Below are 18,801 nucleotides of genomic sequence, written 5' to 3'. Positions count from 1 at the left end.
ACCACTGTCGAGCCATGGCCCGACAGCCAACGCGCAGTGATCGACCCACCATGGGGCATGAGCAGCCATCGCCTTCGCCTGGGCCGTCACTCGATCATCGGCCAGGTCTACGTTCTGACAACCACGACACACCAGCGCAGCCGGCTCCTTGAAAGCGAAGCTGCAGCAGCATGTGTAATCGACCAGTTCCACTACATCGAACAGCGCGGGCTCGTACGGTCACACGCATGGGTCGTCATGCCGGATCACGTCCACTGGATGTTCGAGCTACGTGCAGCTGACCTTCCCGACATCGCGCGCCGGATGAAATCGTCAAGCGCCCTTTCCCTGAATCGCCTGGCGGGCCGTCGATGTACGGTGTGGCAGCCCGGCTACTTCGATCATGCAGTGAGGACCGAAGAGTCGCTGGCGCGGCAGGCGCTGTACGTCCTGGGGAATCCGGTACGCGCCGGTCTTGCTAAGCAGATTGGCGAGTATCCGTATGCGTGGTCGGCCTGGGGGTGATGCCGGCCAGCGGCCGGCACTACCACAGCAGAACCGAAGCGCCGCGCAGATTCCGTTCCGGCGCACAGAGCACCCTCGATGGTAGTGCCGGCCGCTGGCCGGCAACCGCATGACCCGCGCAGAGATGCGTGGCTGCCGGCCAGCGGCCGGCACTACCAATCAATGGTCAGCGCGGCCATTCGCTGTTCGGCGCCGCTTGCAGGCTTCGGCCGTGGTCGGCCTGGATGTGATGCCGGCCAGCGGCCGGCACTACCACAGCGAAACCTAAGCGCAGCGCAGAGTCCGGTCCGGCGCACAGAGCACCCGCGATGGTAGTGCCGGCCGCTGGCCGGCAACCACATGACCCGCGCAGAGATGCGTGGCTGCCGGCCAGCGGCCGGCACTACCAATCAATGTTCGGCACGGCCATTCGTTGTTCAGCGCCGCGTGCGCGCTTCGGCCGTGGCCAGCCTGGATGTGATGCCGGCCAGCGGCCGGCACCATCATTCAATGTTCAGCGCGGCCATTCGCTGTTCAGCGCCGCGTGCGCGCTTCGGCCGTGGCCGGCCTGGATGTGATGCCGGCCAGCGGCCGGCACTACCATTCAATGGTCAGCGCGGCTTGCGTGTCCGTTTCGGCTTTGCGGTATCACCGCCGCTGGCGGCGCCATCCTGCAGCGCCTGCAGCCAGGACAAGGTGTCCACATAGTCGATGAAGTGGCGCAGGTAGCCGGGGCTGGTGGCCTGCATCGTGTCCAGCATGCGCTGCACCAGCACCGCCGAGTTCAGCGGGCCGCCGTCAGCCGGGGCCTCGGCGCGTAGCGAGCGGCGCACCTGCAGTTCGCTGCGCAGCTCCGACCATTCGCGCTGCACCTGTTGCAGCATCGGCACCTGCGGGTAATGCGGCAGCGAGCGCGACCCCGCATCGAGGTCACGCACCAATGCGCGCAGGCCTTCCAGGGCGGGCGGCTTACTTGCCATCCGCCGCCTTGGGCTTGGGAATCGGCGCGATCTCCACGCGACGGTTGCGTGCGCGGCCTTCCTCATTGGCATTGGAACTGACCGGCTGCTCGCTGCCGAACGCGGCGGCGAACACGGCATCAGCGGGTACGCCGTCGGCAATCAGGGTGCGGGTCACGGTCAGCGAACGCTGCGCGGACAGCTCCCAGTTGTCGGCAAAGCGGCGGTTGCCTTCGCGCACGGGCGCATCGTCGGTGAAGCCGCTGACCATCAGGATCTCCTCGCGGCTGCCCAGGTAGGCGGCCAGCGGTGCCGCCAGGCTGCGCAGCAGCTCTTTGCCTTCCGGCTGCAGCTGGTCGGAGTTGAGCGCGAACAACACGCTGCCGCTGATGCCGATGCGGCCGTCGACCAGCGTCACGCGACCGGCAGCCAGCGGGCCAGCCAGTGCCTGTTCGAGCGTCTGCAGGCGCTTGGCTTCGGCCTGGCGCTGCTTCACTTCCTGGTCCAACCGCTGCGACAGCTCCAGCTGCACCGCGACCACACCCACCAGGATCAGCACGAACGCGCCCAGCAGCACCGACATCAGGTCGCCGAAGGCGGCCCAGATCGGGGCATGCGAGCCGCCATCGACCTCCAGCTCGTCGCTCATGCGCTGCCGGCCTTGCCGCGGCGCGTGGCCAGCTGCTGCAGTTCTTCCATCACTTGCTTCTGCGACAGCAGGCTGAGGTCGACCACCTCGCGCGCCTGTGCCACGCAGTACGCCAGCTGCTCATCGCTGCGGGCCAGCGAGGCGTCCAGTGCGCCGCCAATCTGTTCCAGGCGGCCGGAAAGCGCGGTGGCGGCACTGCCGAACTGCGCGACTGCTTCACCAAAGGTGCTGGCCAACTGGCCCACTTCACCGGCGCTGCCGTGGAGCGCTGCGGCGATGCCGTCCAGCTTCCCGGTCTCGGCGGCGATATGGTCGGTAAAGCGATTGCCAACGCGCTCCAGCAGCTCGGCCGAACCGCCAACCAGCGCGTCCACGGCGGTGCGCTGTTCGTGCGACGCATGGTTGACCGCATCGAGCAGCGTCTGCACGGTGGCCAGCAGGCGGCCGCGTTCTTCCAGCATTGCGTTGTCGCGTACCAGGCTCTCGGACAGCGTGCTGCGCAGCTCGTTGATGACATCGGCGGCAGCCTTTGGCGCGGCCGCGGCGGTCTGCAGCAGGGTAGACACCTCGGCCAGCGTGGCACTGGCCTGCGCGCGACCGTTCTCGCCGATCTGCTGTGCGGTGGCCGCCAGCGCGTCGCAGACCTGTTGCTGCTGTGCAGCCAGGCGTTCGCCATTGGCCTGCAGGCGCTCGGCCAGCTCGGTGGAAACATGCTGCAAGGCATCGCTCCAGCGCCGCAGGCGCTGTTCGTCGCCAGCCTGCAGTTGCGTCTGCAGGGCGGCGTGGGCCTGCTGCAACTCGGCGCTGACCGCGTCCCAGCGCGCCTGGCGCTGCTGCTCGCGGCTGTCCAGGTTGGCCTGCAGTTCGGCGTGCGCAGTCGCGGCGGCGGCCTGCGCGGCCTGCCACTGCTGCGAGCGCTGCGCTTCATGATCCTGCAGCAGTGACTGGTTGGCGCTGTGCTGCTGTTCCAGTGCCTGCAGCAGCGCCTGCGCACGCGCATCCAGATGTTCGCTGGCGGCGATCAACGCCTGCTGCTGGCGCTCGACCAGCGCGCTGTTGAGGGCCTGCTGCTGCTCGGCGGCGGCACGCAAGGCGTCTGCATTGCTCTGTGCATCGGCCTGCAGGCGCTCGCCGATACGCGCGACGAGTGCTTCGGCGTGCGTGCCCTGGCCATCGCTGAAGGCCTGCAGGTGCTGGCGCAGATCACTCACCAGCGCCTGCTGCGCCTGGGTCTGTTCACTCACCACCTTGGCCCAGCTGGCTTCGGTGGCGACCCGGCTGCGTTCGAAACCGTCGCTCAGGCCCGCCAGCTGCTGTTGCACGGCCCGTTCGACACGGGCATGCAACGCTTCGCCATGGTGAGCCAGACCGGCCAGGGTGGTTTCAGCCATCGGCTGCAGCGCGCTACCGATGGCCGCGGCACTGGCTTCGGCACCTTCGCGCAGCGACTGCTGCAGCGACAGGGCCAGGCGTTCCTGCAGCGCTTGGCTCTGGGTCAGGAACTCGGCCTGGCCGGCCAGCAGGCGCTCATTGGCGGCCGCACTGTGCTGTTCAAAGGTGCTGGTCATCGCCTGCAGGCGGTCGACCAGCGCCGGCAGCGCGGCGGACTGTGCCTGCAGCAGGCGCAGCGATTCGGCGCGCTGCCAGGCCTGCGAGTACGGGTGCAGGTCGCCGGCAATGGCGCGGTCCAGCTGCTGCACGGCCTGCAGGCGGTCGCGGCGCAGCAGCGCGGCCAACAGGCCGAGCATGGCCGAGCTGGCCACGCCCGCGATCGAGGTACCGAAGGCCACCGCCAGGCCCTGCACCGGCGAGGCCAGCGAGCCGCGGATCGCGGCCATGTCGGTCGCGCTCTGCAGGGCCAGTCCGGTGCCACGCAGCGTGTCCATCATGCCCAGCAGGGTACCGAGCATGCCCAGCAGCACCAGCAGGCCGACCAGGTACGGGGTCAGCACCGGTGCGGGCAGGGCGGTGCGCTCGCCTTCCACGCGCAGGCGCACGGCGTTGCGCAGGCCTACCGGCACGCGCTCCAGCCATGGGGCGAGGCTTTCCTTCGCGCTGGACAGGTCATTCAGTGCGGCGCGCAGGCCGTTGCTGGCCTGGCGGTAGCGGTACAGCTCCACGCCGCCGGCGATGTAGCAGGCCGCGATGATCGCCGCCACCGCTGCACCCAACGGATGCACCGAAACGTAGCCAATGCCGATCCAGCACACGGCCAGCAGGCCGACAAGGAAAACAACGACATGGAAAGCAGTTCTGGACATGGTGTTCCGGTCAGTGGGAGCGCAGGGCGTCTTGCAGCCCTTCGATCGGGTGAAAGCGCAGCTGCAGCTCGGCGAGCAGCAGGGTGCGCATGTCATGGCGGAAGGCCGCGCGCCAGCCGGGCTGGCCGTGCACGCGGTCGAAACGGGCGCCGAGCACTGCCGGCGCCGTGGCCAGCAGGCTGTGCTCGCGCGGGGTGAGGGTCTGTTCCATCACTGCATCGACCTCGGCCAGCCGCGCCAGCTCCGGCGAGACCTGTACCAGCTGGTCGCGCAGGCGGCCGCGCAGGCGCCCGGTGGCGGTCTGGATGGCCTGCTGCAACACCCGGTAGCGCTGGCGCAGCGAGGCGAAGTTGGGTGCGGCAGCGGCCTCGGCCAGGTCCAGCAGGCGCTCGGCCTCGGCGTCCTCACTGATCGAGGCGCGCAGGCTGGCGTGCGCCTGGGCGCAGTCGGCCAGCACATCCTCGACCGCTTCGACGGCTTCACCGGGCTCGGGCAGGCGTCCTCCGAGCGCCCCGGACAGGGCCACGGCACGGCTCCAGTCCACCCACTGGCCGAGGCGATCGGTCAGGGCGGGACTGCTGGCCGGCATCGCGCCGTCGCTGAGACGGGCGAGCAGGCGGAGGAACTCCGGTCCACCCAGGACCGGCTGCGCTGCGTTCGCCATCAAGGGGTGAGGGGCCAAAAACCGTTGATTTTACAACCAGATGACCCCGGCTGGATGAAGGCGGGGCCTGGGGGGCGGTACCCGCAGGCGCGACAAGGCTTAGAATGTCCGGCTGCATCCACCCGTTCGATCCTTGGAGTACCCCCATGACTGTTGCGCAGTTCTACCCGATCGGCACCCCCGGACAGCCCTGGGGCGACGCGGAACGCGCACAGTGGCGGGCCCGCCAGCAGCGCCAGCGCAGCTACCATGATGACGTGGTGGCCGCCCTTGAGCGCCTGGACGACAGCGTTTTCGACGTGATCCAGTACGGCCAGCTGGACTATGCACCGGACCATTACCCGCTGTTCGCGGTGGTCAACCACGACTGGAACCCGGCGCTGCCGACCGCGCTGATCACCGGCGGCGTGCATGGCTACGAGACCAGCGGCGTGCACGGCGCCCTGCAGTTCCTGGAACAGGAGGCCGAGCGTTACCTGGCCCGGATGAACCTGATCGTGGCGCCGTGCGTCAGCCCGTGGGGCTATGAGCGCATCCAGCGCTGGAACCCGGATGCGATCGACCCGAACCGCAGCTTCCGTGACGGCGGCCAGATCGAGGAAGCCGCCGCGCTGATGCGCTGGGTGGCCGAGCGCAAGCCGAACCTGCTGGTGCATCTGGACCTGCACGAGACCACCGACAGCGACCTGAACGAGTTCGATCCGGCGCGCTGCGCCCGCGACGGCAAGCCGTTCGAGCGCGACACCATTCCCGATGGCTTCTACGTGATCGGCAACAGTGAAGATCCGCAGGCCGAGTTCCAGAAGGCACTGATCGCCGCAGTGGCGCCCATCACCCACATCGCCCCGGCCGACGCCGAAGGCAATCTGGTCGGCCTGCCGTTGCAGTCGCCGGGCGTGGTTTGGGGCGAATCCCGTTCGATCGGCGCCTGCGCTGGCTTCACCGATGCGCGCTTTGCCACCACCACCGAGGTCTACCCGGACAGCCCGCGCACCAATCCGCAGGAATGCAACGACGCCCAGGTGGCGGCGGTGTGTGCGGGCCTGGATTTCGCCCTGGCCAACTAAGATCCGGCAGCGCCGCCCTCACCACATCGGGCCGGGGGGCGCGCCCTTGCGCCAGCAGACCAGCACAAGCGCGACTACGATTGTCCAAGTGTAGATCTGGAAGGCAACAGGGTTGCGAAAGGGTGAGAACAGGAACGGACCGCCGAGCAGAAGCGCAAAGGCGATCGCATAGACCACCCAGCCCTGCCACGCGCAGGGCAGTCCCCAGCCCCATCCGTGACTGCGCGCTGTAAACCAGTACTTTCTGTCGGCCATATCCTTTGCCCTGTTGCCAGTAGACCGGTGCCGGAAATGCGCCAAGCGGCCGATCAGGAGCAGCACTCTGCCGGGACCTTAGCAGCGCCCGCCAGGTGCATCAAGATGATCAACGTCATCAAGGTGATCACCCCCCGCGCCCAGCGGTGCCGCGAACCCATCCGAAGGCGACGCCTCGCCAGCAGCCCAGAGCATCGCGTCGCCGCAGCTGCGGACTTCTGACGAGGCTCAGCCTGGCCCAGCAACGCCGGGTCCTCGCTGGCAGCGCGGCAACAGGCGCGCTGACAACCGCGGGCCCGGTAGTCCTCTGGGCCGTTCCCGTGCGGCAACCGGCGAACACATCCAGATCGCGCTGGTATACCGTGCTGCTGACCCCGAACAGGCCCAGCAACGAGTGGAAGACGTTGTCATGGCTGTACGCGCGGTGCAGCGCATTCCCACGCATGCAGGCCAGGTCCAGGCCCGCGTTGTGGCTGAACTCCGTTGAGAACCACATCACCATCGGCACCTGGGTCTGCTCGCGCGGGGCGATGAAGTAGGGCGTGCCGTGCAGGTACATCCCGCGTTCGCCCAGCGACTCGCCATGGTCGGACACATAGATCAGTGCGACATCACGCAGGTCCGCATAGCCCTGCAGCAGGTCGATGGCCTTGCCCAGCAGGTGGTCGGTGTGGACCAGAGTGTTGTCGTAGGTGTTGACCAGCGCCTCGTTGCTGCAATGCTGGATCTGATTGCTGTCGCAGGTCGGGCTGAAAGCCCGCGACGCTGCGGGATACCGTTCAAAGTAGGTCGGCCCATGACTGCCGAGCTGATGCAGCACGATCAGGGCGTCGCCGTTGATGGCATCGATGCGTGCGCCCAACTGGTGCAGCAGCACGTCGTCGTAGCAGGTGCCGTCGGCGTTGACGCACTGGCCGGCCACCTTCAGCGCAGGCATGTCCTCGGTCGGTACGCGTTCGCACACGCCCTTGCAGCCGCCGTTGTTGTTGTTGCGCCAGAGCACGCTGATGCCGGTGCGCTGCAGGATGTCGAGCACGTTCTCCTCGGTTGCGGCGCGCACGTCGTCGTACTGGCCTCGGGTCATCTGCGAGAACATGCACGGCACCGAGATGGCCGTGGCGGTCCCGCATGAGGAGACATCATTGAAGCTGATGACGCCTTCCTTGCGCGAGAGCCGGGGATTGGTCGCGCGTGGGTAGCCGTTGAGCTGGAAGTTCTGTGATCGCGCGGTCTCGCCGACGACCAGGATCACCAGCTTCGGGCGCGGGCCCGGCGCGCGCTGTGCGTCCATGCCAATCGCGCGCAGCGGTTGCTGGCGGGTGCTGTAGAGACCTTTCAGATAACCGTGGGTATGCCGCACCACGTTCAACGGCAGCACCTGGTCGCGGATGTGGCGGTTGTTGCGCAGCAGTGAGGAATAGTCCTTGTAGAACGCGAAGCCGATTGCCAGCAGTACCAGCAATGACGCCAGAACGCTGACTGGCCACACCAGCAGCGAACGTATCGAACCGGCCCCGCTGGTGGTGCGCACCAGGGCCAGCCCGGCAGCGGGCAGCACGCCCAGCGCCAGCAGGGTCAACAGCAGTGGCAGCGACAGATAGGCGTTCAGTTCGGCCTGGTTGGTCTCGAACACGTTCTGCACCATGCTGCGATCGATCAGCACGTTGTAGTGCAGCATGAAGTAGCTGCAGGCGGCGCTGACGACAACGAGCAGCACCAGCAGCGGCCTGCGCAGGAACGGCAGTGCCAGCAGTGGCGTCAGCATCAGGTTGAACAGGCAGAAAAGCACCAGCGGCAGGCTGGCCAGGAACAGCACGCTGCGCAGGCTGTTGAGGTCGATCAGCCCCCACAGCGTCTTCCAGAGGGCGATGTTTCCAATCGTGGTGAAGAAAAACGCTGCGGCCCAGACCAGGATGATCGGATGGGGCCGTGGAAAACGGAGGCATTGGCGCACGAGCAGGTTCCGCGGAACAGGAGTGCGCGCAGTATCGAAACGGCTTTATCAGGAAGTTGTCAGCCTTGCCGGGCTAGCCCAGCAGGATCACGCCCCACACTGCGCCGACCATCAACAGTGCGGTGGTCTGCGCGGCACTGCCCATGTCCTTGGCGTTCTTGGACAGTGGATGCTGTTCCAGTGAGATGCGATCGACCACTGCTTCGATCGCCGAGTTGAGCAGTTCCACCACCAGGCTGATGAAGCAGACCGCCAGCACCAGCGCCCGTTCGAGCTTGCTGATGTCCAGCACGAACGCTGCAATGATCAACAGCGCGTGCAGGAGCAGCAGCTGGCGAAAAGCAGCCTCGCCACGAAAGGTAGCGATGAATCCGTCTCGCGAATGGATCAGGGTGTGGAAGATGCGGCCCAGGCCGGTCTTGCCATGCGGGTACTTGCCGCTGTCCTTGGGGTGCTGCATGCCGTTTCCGCCGTGAAGTGAGCAATCCCCAGCATGTGCACGCGCGTGTCAGGAAACCGTCAGGCGGGCCATTCCAGGCTGAACCGGCATCCCTGCTGCGAGGAGTGCACCGTCATCCTCCAGCCCAGGTGCTCGACGATGCGCTGCACGATGGACAGCCCCAGTCCCTCGCCATTGTGCGGGCTGCCGGGCACGAAGCGCTGGAACTGCTGTGGGTCGATACTGGAGGGCAGGCCGGGTCCGGTGTCGGCGACGGTGAGTGCGGTGTCGTGGAGGGTGATCCTCACTTCGCCCCTTTCGGTGTACTGGCAGGCGTTGCGCAGCAGGTTCCAGATCACGCTGTGCGCCAGATCTGCGTTGGTGTCCAGCACGGCGTCATGCCGGGCATCAAACGCAACGATCACCGGCTTGCCGGAAATCCACGGTTGGCAGCGCTCCATGCAGGATTCGATCAATGGGCGCAGGGCCACCTTGTTGCGCGGCACGGAGCCGGGGGTACGTGAGAGCAGCAGCAGGCAGGACAGCTGGCGCTGCATCTCCTGGGTAGTGCGCAGGATACGCTCCGCGCTGGGGACCAGGTGGCTGTCGGACGGAAGCTGGCAGGCAAGGGTTTCCGCAGCGCCGCCGATGATGGCCAAGGGCGTGCGCAGCTCATGGCTGGCATCGCCGCTGAAGCATTGCTCGCGATGCAGGAACCGTTCGAGCTCATCGCTGTGCCGGGCGAAGGCACGGGCGAGTACACCGATCTCGTCGCGGGCGTCCTGACAGGGAAAGGGCTTCCGCCCGCTCTGCACGGCATCGGCCAACTGCGTGATGGGCGCGATGACGTGCGATGCCACCCTGCGACCGATCAGGAAGGCGCCGAGCACGCAGATCGAAATGACCACCGCGGCAAAGGCATTGATCAGGTGTTCCAGGTAGCCATAGGGTGCAGCGTCCTGCAGCAGGTAGTAGCGCTGGCCGCCACTGTCGAACACACGCAGGTGCCACTCGTCGGGTCCTGCTTCGCCGTGGTAGCCCAGGCCGTACTGGCGCAGCACCATCGGCACGCTATGGCTGTCGTACAGCTGGCTGCCCGGGGGCAGGGCGGGGCGCTCGCCACGGGCCAGCGCTGCCTGCAGCTTGTGCACGGCACTGTCCTGGGTCCGGGCGATGACCGCGGCCCTGACCTGGTCGTAGTCCACCTGTTCGGCCAGGACGATGAAGCCCATCGCGCCGGCCATCAGCAGCACGAACGAAATCGTGATGCGGGTACGCAGGGCCAGGCGGCGGTAGAGAGCGGCAGGGGTCACGCCGGCATGCGCCAGCCGACGCTGTGCACCGTGGCGATCAACGTGGTGTCGAAGCTGCGGTCCACCTGCAGGCGCAGCTCATGGATGTGGGTACGCAGCGCGCCGCTGTCCGGTGGCTCGTCGCCCCAGACCAGGTATTCCATCTCCTGCTTGCGCACCACGGCCGGGGCCGCGCGTACCAGGCACATCAGCAGTTTGTGCGACGTAGGCGTCAGCGCGATGCAGCGCCCCTGTCGCCAGGCCTGCGGCGAGCGCGTATCTACCTGCAAGTCCTTCCACGCCAGTACGCTGTCGACCTGACGGCCCTGGGCGCGTCGCACCAGGGCCTTGATCCGCGCATCCAGTTCCTTCAGCGAGAACGGTTTGACCAGGTAGTCATCGGCGCCGAGAGCGAGGCCCTGCACGCGGTCCTCGACCGGATCGCGCGCGGTCAGCATCAGGATCGGCACCGGGTTCTGGAATTCCCGGCGCAGCTTTCGGCACAGCGTCATGCCATCCAGGCGCGGGAGCATCAGGTCCAGCAGGATGGCGTCGTAGTCGTGCTGCGTGGCCCGGCGCAGGCCGCTGGCACCGTCGCGGGCGTCGTCCAGCACGTAGCCGATAGGCTCAAAGAAAGCGTACAGGTTGGCTACGAGCTCGGGGTTGTCTTCGATGATCAGCAGGCGGGTCATGGCGTGCGTCCTTGCGCGTGGCCGAACTGTGCCCGATCCCTGACTGATTGCCAATGCGCATGCTGAATGGTTCGCGGCCTGGGTTCGGCCGCGTCAAGCGACGTTCAATCGGCCGGCATCTTCGGAAACGAACTGCCAGCCGATATCTTCCGGTCTGTCCGAAAAGAACAGGCTCATGTAGGTCGGCTTGTCCTTGTTGATCAACGAGGTGCGGAACGATTCGACCACCTGTTCGATGGCATTCACATCAGCCGATGATGGGCGCTGGCTTGCATGGGCCGGCAGGCCTGCGGCGAGGCACGCAGCGAGAAGCGCGTTCTGGATTCCGGTGGTTCGCATCGTTCATGACGGCCTTCGTAGGGTGGAAGCGCCGCCGGGGCCACGGCTACAGGGCCCCAGCGCGCTCCGCATTCAACGATGCAGCGCGTCGATGATCAAGCCGGTCGCGATCTCCACCAACAGGTACTCGGTGTCGGACTGGCGCACCCAGCGCTGGCCGCGACCCGGATTGCGCAGGTCATAACGCGCGTAATCGTCCACCCAGTAGCGGCGGTCCACTTCGGCCCAGGGCAGGCGGTCGCCACGACGCCAGGCCTTCTTCTGCCAGCCGGGCGGCGGCGCATCACGGTTGTGCGGGCCGCCGGCATGCGGCGGCGGGCCGTTGCCGCGGGCGTGATGCGGCGGGTCAGCGAAGGCGGGGGCCGCAACCAACGCGGTGGCGGTGGTCAAAGCGATGGCAAGCAAACGTGTGGTCTTCATGGAAGTGCCTCCGTCATGGCCGCAGCATGCGGCGCTGTGGCGGGAATATAGGGCAGTCAGTGTGAATGAATACGGGTTTGGGCGGCACTTTTCTGAACAGACGGCGCGGCCTGCAGCCGCTGCCAGGCAACGGATCACTGGACCCCGGCCGGGGCTGAATCTGTTGCAGCCCAGCCTCCACCCAACGACAGGAAAAGATCCATCTGCCGGTCAATGCGCTCCGCGCGCGAGACGGCCAATGCCGACTCCGCATCTGCCAGCGCGGCCTGGGCCGAAAGCAGGTCGAGAAAATCGATCCTGCCGAAACGGTAGAGCTGCTGCGCCTGCCCGGCGGCCCGCGCTGCATCCCCACGCGCCTGCGCCAGGCTGCGCTCGCGTTCAAGCTCCTGCGTGCAGGCAGAAAGCGCGGTCTCGGTCTGGCGCAGTGCCTGCAGCACGACGCCGTCAAAGGACGCGAGCGCGGTATCTGCATTGGCGCCGGCCGCCGCGATGCGGGCCTTGGCCACGCGGCGGTTGGGCCAGTGCCATGACAGCACGGGACCGATGCTCGCACCGAAGCCGTCGGCCGACAGCAGATGCGCCGGTGTGCCGGCCACGCCCGAAGAGGCGCCCAAGGTGATCTGCGGATAGAGACCCGCCGTCTCGACACCGATCATTGCAGTCGCGGCGGCCAGGCTGCGTTCGGCTGCGCGTACGTCGGGGCGCCGCTGGAGCAGTTGCCAACCATCACCGACCGGCAGCGCCTGCTCCAGGTCCGGGGGGCCTGGGCAGGCTTCGGCCTCCCTGGGATAGTCCGCCGGGAGCCTGCCCATCAATGCGGCCAGTTCGAACAGTGCGGCCTGGCGTTCCGCCAGCAGGTGCGGTATCCCCGCCGCGCTGCGGTTGACGGCGGCACCGGCACGGCTGACATCGAAGTCCGTTCCGCGCCCTCCGGCAGCCAGGCGTCGGGTTGCCTCCAGGGTGGCGCGCTGCACCGCCAGCACCTGCCGGGTTGCAGCGAGCGTGTGATTTCGGGTGCACACCTGGAGATAGGCCCGGGTGACGGCCGCAGCGACGACCACGCGGACCTGGTCCCGCGCCGCAGCGACGGCCTCGGCGTCCGCGTTCGCGGCTTCGATGCCGCGGCGGATACCGCCTGCAAGATCCAGTGGATAGGAGAGGTGAAGGCCCAGCGCGTACGACTGCGGCGCGGCCGACGCCTGGGTGTAGCCACCGGCATGGATGAGCGTGCCCGACGCATCCACGTCGGTCTGTACGGCACCGCGCGCGCGGTACTCCAGCACGGTAGCGCTGGCGCGCCGGAGGTTGGCATCGGCAGCGCGTAGGTCGGTGTTGGCCGCCAGTGCTTCGCGCACGTAGCCGTCAAGCTGGGGGTCGCCATACAGTTCCCACCACCGATCCGGTGGCGCGTCGTGGCTGAACGATGCCTCCCCGCCCGAGACGAATGCCCGCGCTGCCCGTGGCGTGGCAGCGACGGCATTCGCAGGCAGGTGATAGTCGGGGCCGGAGACGCAGGCCGTCATCGGCAGCAGCAGGGCAAGCAGCCCACCGCGTAGTGTTCGCAGGCTCACTTGCAGGCTCCCGCTGCCGAGGGCGCGATGGTCACGCTCGCAGTGCGACCCACGATCAGGCGGGTGTCCGACGGCGCATCATCGATGCGGATGCGTACCGGGATGCGCTGCGCCAGCCTCACCCAGGTGTAAGTTGGCGCCACGGCGGGCAGCAGGTTGTGTGTGCTTGAGCGCTGATCGTCGGCAATGCCGGCGGCGATGGTTTCCACGTGCCCGCGCACGTCGTGGTTGTCGCCCATCAGCCGGGCCACGGCGGCATCGCCCTCGGTGATGCAGCCCAGCTTGGTTTCCTCGAAATAGCCCTCGATGCGCAGGCTGCGGGTGTCGATCAGCGCCAGCGCCTGTGCCCCCGGCTGCAGGTAGTCGCCCGCGTGCAGGTCGAGGTTGGCGATGATGCCATCGGTGGTTGCGCGCACCTCGGTGCGTTGCACGTTGAGCTGGGCAACGCGCTGTTCGGCCCGTGCCTGCGCCAGCGCGGCCAGCTCGGTATCGACCTTGGCGGCGTTGCGTTCGCGGGTTTCCGAAGCGACCAGGTTGCCAAGTGCGTTGTCCCGCGCCGATTCGCGGCGAGCCAGCGCCAGCGTGGCATGCGCGCTCCTGACCGCCGCGTCTGCCTTCTCCAGCGTGGCGGCGAAGCGTGGCTGATCGAGCACCAGCAGCAGCTGGCCGGCACTGACCCGCTGGTTGTCGTGCACGAGCACTTGGGTGACCAGCCCCCCCATGTCCGACGCAACGCGCACCACATCGGCGCGCACCCGTCCATCACGCGTCCACGGGCGTGTTTCGTAACGATTCCAGAGGGAGAACGCGGCAATGGCGGCAAGCGCACACACGACCAGCGTTGCGCTCCAGCGCCCGATAACAGCAAGCAGGTCTTTCATTTCATTTCTCGAGCAGGGGCGAGAGCCGGATCATCAGCTCCGCCAGGATCACGAACAGGGACAGGCCCACCAGCGGCCGCGCGGCGAACAACCGGTACAGGCCGAGGCTGGCGAGCAGACGTGAGGTCAGCATCGACAGCACCAGCGCGGCGGCGGCCACAGCGAGCAGGCCGGGGATCAGCACGCCATCAATGGAAAGATCAGGAAGCATGAGGTCAGCGCCGGTGGGTGAGCGGAGGTACGAGCAGGTCGCAGCGCAACCCGCAGAGCAGGTGCAGCAGATGCTCTCGATCGACCCCGCTGCTGGCCGCAGCTACCTCGCGCATGCGGTCCAGCAGTACCAGAAGATGGATGTCGACACTGCGTGCCGAGTGGACGCGAACCCCGAAATGTGCAGCGATGCGTTCGACCAGCGCCGCATGAAGCGTCCGAACCTGCGGGTTGTGCAGCCGCTTTTCCAGCGCGCGGAGTTGGCTGGATGCTCGTGCCGCACGCACGTCCGCAAACAATGCCCGCAGGTCGTGAGCGGCGCTGGAACGGCCCTGCAGCCTGGGAGCGAGCAGCCCTATTCGATCCAGCATGCGGCTGAGCCACGCGCGGCTCGCACCGCCTTGTCCGGCGGCGTAGCGTGCGATGTCCCGACGGATCGACCGCTCCAGCCGAGCGCGGTTGCGGACCGCATCGGCGGTCTGGAACAGCTGCATGCTGCACAGTGCCACCGTCGTACCGATGAACAACGCAACGCTGTTGTTGAGCGCGCCGACGATGTTGGTCGTATTGGTCGCGCCCAGGCTGGCAATGAGCGGAAACGTCAGCACCACGCCCAAGGCAGCCATGGTGAATGGCGGCCGGGCCAGGAACGATCCGCACAGCAGCAGCACCGGCGCGAGCGCGGCAATCAGGCCGGTGATATCGGACAACGCGGGGAAGATCAGCAGACCGTAGAGCAGACCGACGGCCACGCCGATGCACGATCCCACCAGGTAGCGCATGACATGCGGTGCCGGCGCTTCGATCGTGCCGAACAGCACGCACGCCGTGCCGATGATGGACACCGCCGTGGCGCCCTCCGACCAGCCGGTAGCGATCCATAGAACGCAGCTCAGCAGGATGCCGACGAACGCGCCCAGCGCGCTGCGCAGGGCAAGCCGATGATCCCGGTGAAGTACCGCACCCTGCACATGTCGTGCAAGGCGGGCAGGTACATGCCGACGCCAGTCGGGACGGGTAGTGTGCAGTTGCGCCTGCAGCACGCGGCAGTCGGCGTGGGCGAGGTCGAGCTCGGCCTGTTGCGCGGCGAGGCCGGCCTGCAGCAGATCGCGCCAGCCCGTTGCATCCATCGCGCCGGCCTGTGGTGAACGCAGCCGGTCGATGGAATCTTCCACCGCGCTGGACAGCATCAGCACGTCCAGCATCCGGTCATGCAGGGCACGCAGGATCTGCACCTGGGCCACGCCGTGGGCGCTGTCGAAGGGCAGGTGGATCGACAGCACATGCAGCTCGAGCAGGTCGGCGGCCACTTTCGAGCGGTCCGTCGCCAGCACCGTGTCCGATGCGCCGGCGCGCATGTCCCGTGTCCATCGTTCCGCGTCATCCAGCACGGCAGCGACCCGTGCGTGCACGCGCATCGAGACCCGGCGCGGCAGCACCAGCGCGTGTACCAGCGTTGCGGCCAGGATGCCGATGGCAATTTCCTGCACCCGCGTGATGGCAATGGTGAACACGTCTCCCGGCACCATCACCGCAGGAAAGCCGATCAGGCTGGTGGTATAGCCGGCCAGCAGGAACGCATAGGCACGCGGCGTGCGGTCGAGCATCGCCAGATACAGGCACAGCGCCATCCAGGTGGCGAGCGCGGCGCTCAGCACCAGGGGTGCATTGGCGAAACGCGGCACCAGCACGACGGTGGCGACGGCCCCGCCCACGGTACCGAGCAGGCGGAACAGGCCGCGGCTGAGTGTCGCCCCGGACAGAGGCTGCGATACCAGATAGACCGTGCCGATCACCCAGAACGGGCGATTCAGGCCGATCCATAGAGAGACATACAGCCCCAGCGACGCGGCGAGCAGGCATTTGAGCGAGAAGAGCACCGCCTCCTGATCGGTCCTGAGGGCAGGGCTTTTCAACCGGGCGAATGCCTGGAACACGTGGGGACGGGCAGGAGAGGGGGAGTGCATGCGGCTCATGCTAGTGATCGGCCGCACTGGCGAATTTCGCTACAATGACAGTCAATCGCTAAAACCGGTCAATGTGAGAATGGCTCGCATTTCGCTCCCCGGCTTTGACCTGGACCCGGACGAGACCGATCGCCCGGCGGTTGCCAGCCGCCTGCAGGTGGCCGAGCACGACGCGGAAATTCCGGTGCATGAGCATCGAAAGGGTCAGCTCATTCTTGCGCTGCATGGGGCGGTGACCTGCGAAGTGGCCAATGCGCTGTGGATCGTGCCGCCGCAGTGTGGCGTCTGGATTCCGGGCGGCATGCCGCACAGCAACCGCGCCACTGCCAACGCGCGCCTGTGCTATCTGTTCGTCGAACCCGGCATCGTCGATCTGCCCATGCAGTGCGTGACGCTGGCGATCTCCCCAATGCTGCGCGAGATGATCCTGCACCTGGCCGACGCGCCGCTGGACTACCCGCATGGCAGCCACACCGACCGGTTGGCGCGGGTGTTGCTGGACGAGCTGGTACAGATGCCGGCCGAGCACCTCTCGCTGCCGGTCAGCCATCACCCGAAGGTGCGTGCGCTGGCGGCGGCGCTGTCGGCGGATCCGGCAGACCGCAGCACCATCAGCCAGTGGGCTGTGCGCCTGGCCCTGGGCGAGCGCACGTTGACCCGGCTCATCGAACGGGAAACGGGACTGTCCTTCGGGCGCTGGCGGCAGCAACTGCACCTGCTCATCGCCATTCGGGAACTCGCCGCCGGTGCACCCGTACAACGCGTTTCCGAGACGCTGGGCTATGAGTCGGTGACGGCCTTCATCACGATGTTCAAGAAAGCGCTTGGCCTTTCCCCGGCGCGGTACTTTGCGGTGCGCCTGCGTGGGCAGTAGCAGGGAACAACCCGGAAAGCCATTGCCTGGAACGGCTACTTCAAAGTGCCGGAGACGGATTGAATCGCGGCCACCACTGCAGCAGGATCCTCGCGCTGGAGGGTGTGCCCGGTCGCCAGGTAGCGATGCGAGCCGCGCGTGAATCCCGAGAAGAGCAGGCTATGCCTACAACGGTTTCGGTGATCTGACCGGGCAAGTCAGCCCGGACAGTGGCGCCAGCAGCTTCACCGTGGATGCCGCCGGCAACCGCAAGACGGCTACCGATGCGCGTGGCGTCACCGCCACCTATCACTACGATGCACTCAACCGCCTGATCGGCATCGCCTACCCGGATCCCAATCTGGACGCGGGCTACAGCTATGACGTGGCGCCTGCCGCCTGTGCCGCCGACGAGCGCTTCGCCAAGGGACGGCTGGGGCAGGTGCTGCACGCCAATGGCAGTACCCAGTACTGCCATGATCGCTTCGGCCAGGTCACCCGCAAGGTACAGACCGTCAACGGCGTTGCCAGCACGCTGCGCTACGCCTATAGCAAGTCGGGCCGCCTGACTGCGTTGACCTACCCCGACGGCAGCGTGGCCGACTACGTCCGCGATACCCAGGGCCGCATCAGCCAGATCGGCCTGACCCGCCCCGGCCAGGCCCGCCAGATCGTGGTGAACAACCTGACCTACGCGGCTTTCGGCCCGGCGACCGGTTGGGCCTACGGCAACGGCCGCCAGCTGCAGCGTCCGTTGGATCTGGATTATCGCCCGCAGGCGGTGCATGACCCGGCTGCAGGCGGCCTGTCGCTGGGCTATGGCTATGATCCGGTCGGCTCGATCACTGAGCTGAAGAATGGCGCAGGCTCGACGGTGCTGGCCAAGTACGCCTACGACACGCTGGGTCGCCTGACGCAGACCCAGGACGGGACGACAGGCACCCCGATCGAAACCTATGCGTATGACGCCACCGGCAATCGCACCGCGCTGACCACCTCGGCAGGCACCGCCAGCTACACCTATCCCGCAACCAGCCATCGGCTGATTGCGGTGGATGCCGAGGCGCGCAACCATGACGCGGTGGGCAACACCACCAGCATCGGCGGCAAGACGTTCACCTACAACGATGCCAACCGCATGAACGCAGTGAAGCAGGGCGATGCTGTACTGGAAAGCTACGCCTACAACCATCGCGGTGAGCGCGTACTGCGTACCCCGGCCGGTGGCGCAGCGCAGATCACCTTGTACGACGAAGCAGGGCAGTGGCTGGGCAACTACTCGGCCACGGGCCAGGCGCAGCAGCAGGCCATCTGGCTGGACAACTACCCGGTGGCGTTGATCAACATGCCGGCCACCGGCGTGCCGGAACTGGCCTACGTGCAGCCGGATCACCTGGGCACACCGCGCGTGGTGATCGATCCGGTACGGAATGTCGCGATCTGGGAGTGGAGCAACAAGAGCGAGGTGTTCGGCAACCAGATTCCGAGTGCAGACCAGGACGGGGATGGTGTGGCGTTCGAACTGGCGCTGCGCTTCCCGGGCCAGCAGGCGACGGATGCGAGTGGGCTGTTCTACAACTACCAGCGGGAGTATGACCCTGCGGTGGGTCGTTATTCGCAGAGTGATCCGATTGGGCTCGCAGCGGGGCCAAATACCTTTGGCTACGTGATGGGAAATCCGATGAGTTGGATTGACCCTGAGGGCTTGGAAGTACTTGTATGTAGTCAGCCGGCCTTTGGAGTATCCAACAATCCAATTGATCACCAATGGATTCGTACGGATACAGTTGAGGCAGGCATGGGTGGCACTCGTGGAAACGTACCTGGTAACGACAGTGGAGACAT

At 66.9% G+C, this 18,801-nt stretch carries 17 protein-coding genes and 3 pseudogenes; 4 read left to right on the top strand and 16 right to left on the bottom strand.

The features are described 5' to 3' along the window. Window positions 1–57: 57 nt before the first annotated feature. On the top strand, window positions 58–504 hold the full coding sequence (locus tag AC5P7R_RS04855; protein ID WP_495213781.1) for an REP-associated tyrosine transposase: 447 nt from the start codon (window positions 58–60) through the stop codon (window positions 502–504). A 590-nt stretch (window positions 505–1,094) separates the two neighbouring features. On the opposite strand, the gene AC5P7R_RS04850 is transcribed toward AC5P7R_RS04855, so the two are convergent. Genes AC5P7R_RS04850 through AC5P7R_RS04835 form a run of 4 tightly spaced genes read right to left on the bottom strand, consistent with a single transcriptional unit; the run spans window position 1,095 to window position 5,016 of the window. Beyond that, entirely contained in the window at window positions 1,095–1,463 is a 369-nt protein-coding gene (locus AC5P7R_RS04850; protein WP_253135726.1) for a DUF2894 domain-containing protein, read from the bottom strand. Beyond that, window positions 1,453–2,091 carry an OmpA family protein gene (locus tag AC5P7R_RS04845; RefSeq protein ID WP_478435866.1) on the bottom strand — a complete coding sequence of 213 codons (639 nt, stop codon included), beginning with the start codon at window positions 2,089–2,091 and terminating at the stop codon, window positions 1,453–1,455. The genes AC5P7R_RS04850 and AC5P7R_RS04845 overlap by 11 nt, the downstream gene beginning before the upstream one ends. Continuing rightward, entirely contained in the window at window positions 2,088–4,352 is a 2,265-nt protein-coding gene (locus AC5P7R_RS04840) for a DUF802 domain-containing protein (RefSeq protein ID WP_495213780.1), read from the bottom strand. Before AC5P7R_RS04840 ends, AC5P7R_RS04845 begins: the two co-directional genes overlap by 4 nt. A 10-nt stretch (window positions 4,353–4,362) precedes the next feature. Continuing rightward, entirely contained in the window at window positions 4,363–5,016 is a 654-nt protein-coding gene (locus AC5P7R_RS04835; protein ID WP_134732382.1) for a DUF3348 family protein, read from the bottom strand. A 146-nt stretch (window positions 5,017–5,162) separates the two neighbouring features. Here AC5P7R_RS04835 and AC5P7R_RS04830 point away from each other — a divergent pair, with 146 nt between their 5' ends. Beyond that, complete coding sequence (locus AC5P7R_RS04830; RefSeq protein ID WP_206621428.1) at window positions 5,163–6,083, top strand: M14 family metallopeptidase; 921 nt, start codon at window positions 5,163–5,165, stop codon at window positions 6,081–6,083. Between the two features lie 18 nt (window positions 6,084–6,101). Here the strand turns inward: AC5P7R_RS04830 and AC5P7R_RS04825 are convergent, their stop codons facing one another. The 11 genes and pseudogenes from AC5P7R_RS04825 to AC5P7R_RS04775 form a co-directional block, all read right to left on the bottom strand. Continuing rightward, window positions 6,102–6,404 (bottom strand): hypothetical protein, encoded by a 303-nt coding sequence (locus AC5P7R_RS04825; protein WP_227853028.1) that lies wholly within the window; start codon window positions 6,402–6,404, stop codon window positions 6,102–6,104. 61 nt (window positions 6,405–6,465) lie between these two features. Then, window positions 6,466–8,292, bottom strand: coding sequence for a phosphoethanolamine transferase EptA (gene eptA / locus AC5P7R_RS04820; protein ID WP_495213779.1), 1,827 nt, complete (start codon window positions 8,290–8,292; stop codon window positions 6,466–6,468). Window positions 8,293–8,365: 73 nt separating this feature from the next. After that, complete coding sequence (locus tag AC5P7R_RS04815) at window positions 8,366–8,752, bottom strand: diacylglycerol kinase (RefSeq protein WP_329859129.1); 387 nt, start codon at window positions 8,750–8,752, stop codon at window positions 8,366–8,368. Between the two features lie 59 nt (window positions 8,753–8,811). Next, window positions 8,812–10,044, bottom strand: a complete 1,233-nt coding sequence (locus AC5P7R_RS04810) for a HAMP domain-containing sensor histidine kinase (protein WP_021204237.1) — start codon at window positions 10,042–10,044, stop codon at window positions 8,812–8,814. Next, window positions 10,041–10,715, bottom strand: a complete 675-nt coding sequence (locus tag AC5P7R_RS04805; protein ID WP_019659910.1) for a response regulator transcription factor — start codon at window positions 10,713–10,715, stop codon at window positions 10,041–10,043. Before AC5P7R_RS04805 ends, AC5P7R_RS04810 begins: the two co-directional genes overlap by 4 nt. Window positions 10,716–10,832: 117 nt before the next feature. Then, window positions 10,833–11,054, bottom strand: a pseudogene (locus AC5P7R_RS04800) (nuclear transport factor 2 family protein); the annotation flags it as partial. A gap of 72 nt (window positions 11,055–11,126) precedes the next feature. Next, window positions 11,127–11,474 carry an RcnB family protein gene (locus AC5P7R_RS04795; RefSeq protein WP_478435863.1) on the bottom strand — a complete coding sequence of 116 codons (348 nt, stop codon included), beginning with the start codon at window positions 11,472–11,474 and terminating at the stop codon, window positions 11,127–11,129. 134 nt (window positions 11,475–11,608) lie between these two features. Next, entirely contained in the window at window positions 11,609–13,045 is a 1,437-nt protein-coding gene (locus AC5P7R_RS04790) for an efflux transporter outer membrane subunit (RefSeq protein ID WP_478435862.1), read from the bottom strand. Beyond that, window positions 13,042–13,926: an HlyD family secretion protein gene (locus AC5P7R_RS04785; protein WP_495213778.1), complete on the bottom strand. Its 885-nt coding sequence runs from the start codon at window positions 13,924–13,926 to the stop codon at window positions 13,042–13,044. Before AC5P7R_RS04785 ends, AC5P7R_RS04790 begins: the two co-directional genes overlap by 4 nt. Window position 13,927: 1 nt before the next feature. Next, a complete protein-coding gene (locus AC5P7R_RS04780) occupies window positions 13,928–14,137 on the bottom strand; it encodes a DUF1656 domain-containing protein (protein WP_058981710.1) in 210 nt (69 codons plus the stop codon). Window positions 14,138–14,141: 4 nt separating this feature from the next. Then, window positions 14,142–16,016, bottom strand: a complete 1,875-nt coding sequence (locus tag AC5P7R_RS04775) for an FUSC family protein (RefSeq protein WP_495213777.1) — start codon at window positions 16,014–16,016, stop codon at window positions 14,142–14,144. Window positions 16,017–16,182: 166 nt separating this feature from the next. On the opposite strand from AC5P7R_RS04775, the gene AC5P7R_RS04770 reads away from it, so the two are divergent. Next, window positions 16,183–16,977 carry an AraC family transcriptional regulator gene (locus AC5P7R_RS04770; protein ID WP_049426760.1) on the top strand — a complete coding sequence of 265 codons (795 nt, stop codon included), beginning with the start codon at window positions 16,183–16,185 and terminating at the stop codon, window positions 16,975–16,977. Between the two features lie 35 nt (window positions 16,978–17,012). Here AC5P7R_RS04770 and AC5P7R_RS04765 read toward each other — a convergent pair. Next, window positions 17,013–17,150 (bottom strand): annotated as a pseudogene (locus AC5P7R_RS04765) (alpha/beta fold hydrolase); the annotation flags it as partial. Here AC5P7R_RS04765 and AC5P7R_RS04760 point away from each other — a divergent pair. After that, window positions 17,138–18,667: pseudogene (locus AC5P7R_RS04760) on the top strand (RHS repeat-associated core domain-containing protein); the annotation flags it as partial. The pseudogenes AC5P7R_RS04765 and AC5P7R_RS04760 overlap by 13 nt on opposite strands. Window positions 18,668–18,801 lie beyond the last annotated feature (134 nt).

The organism is Stenotrophomonas sp. YJH_SMC_27, from assembly GCF_059369815.1.
This window is presented reverse-complemented; position numbering and strand designations above follow the sequence as displayed.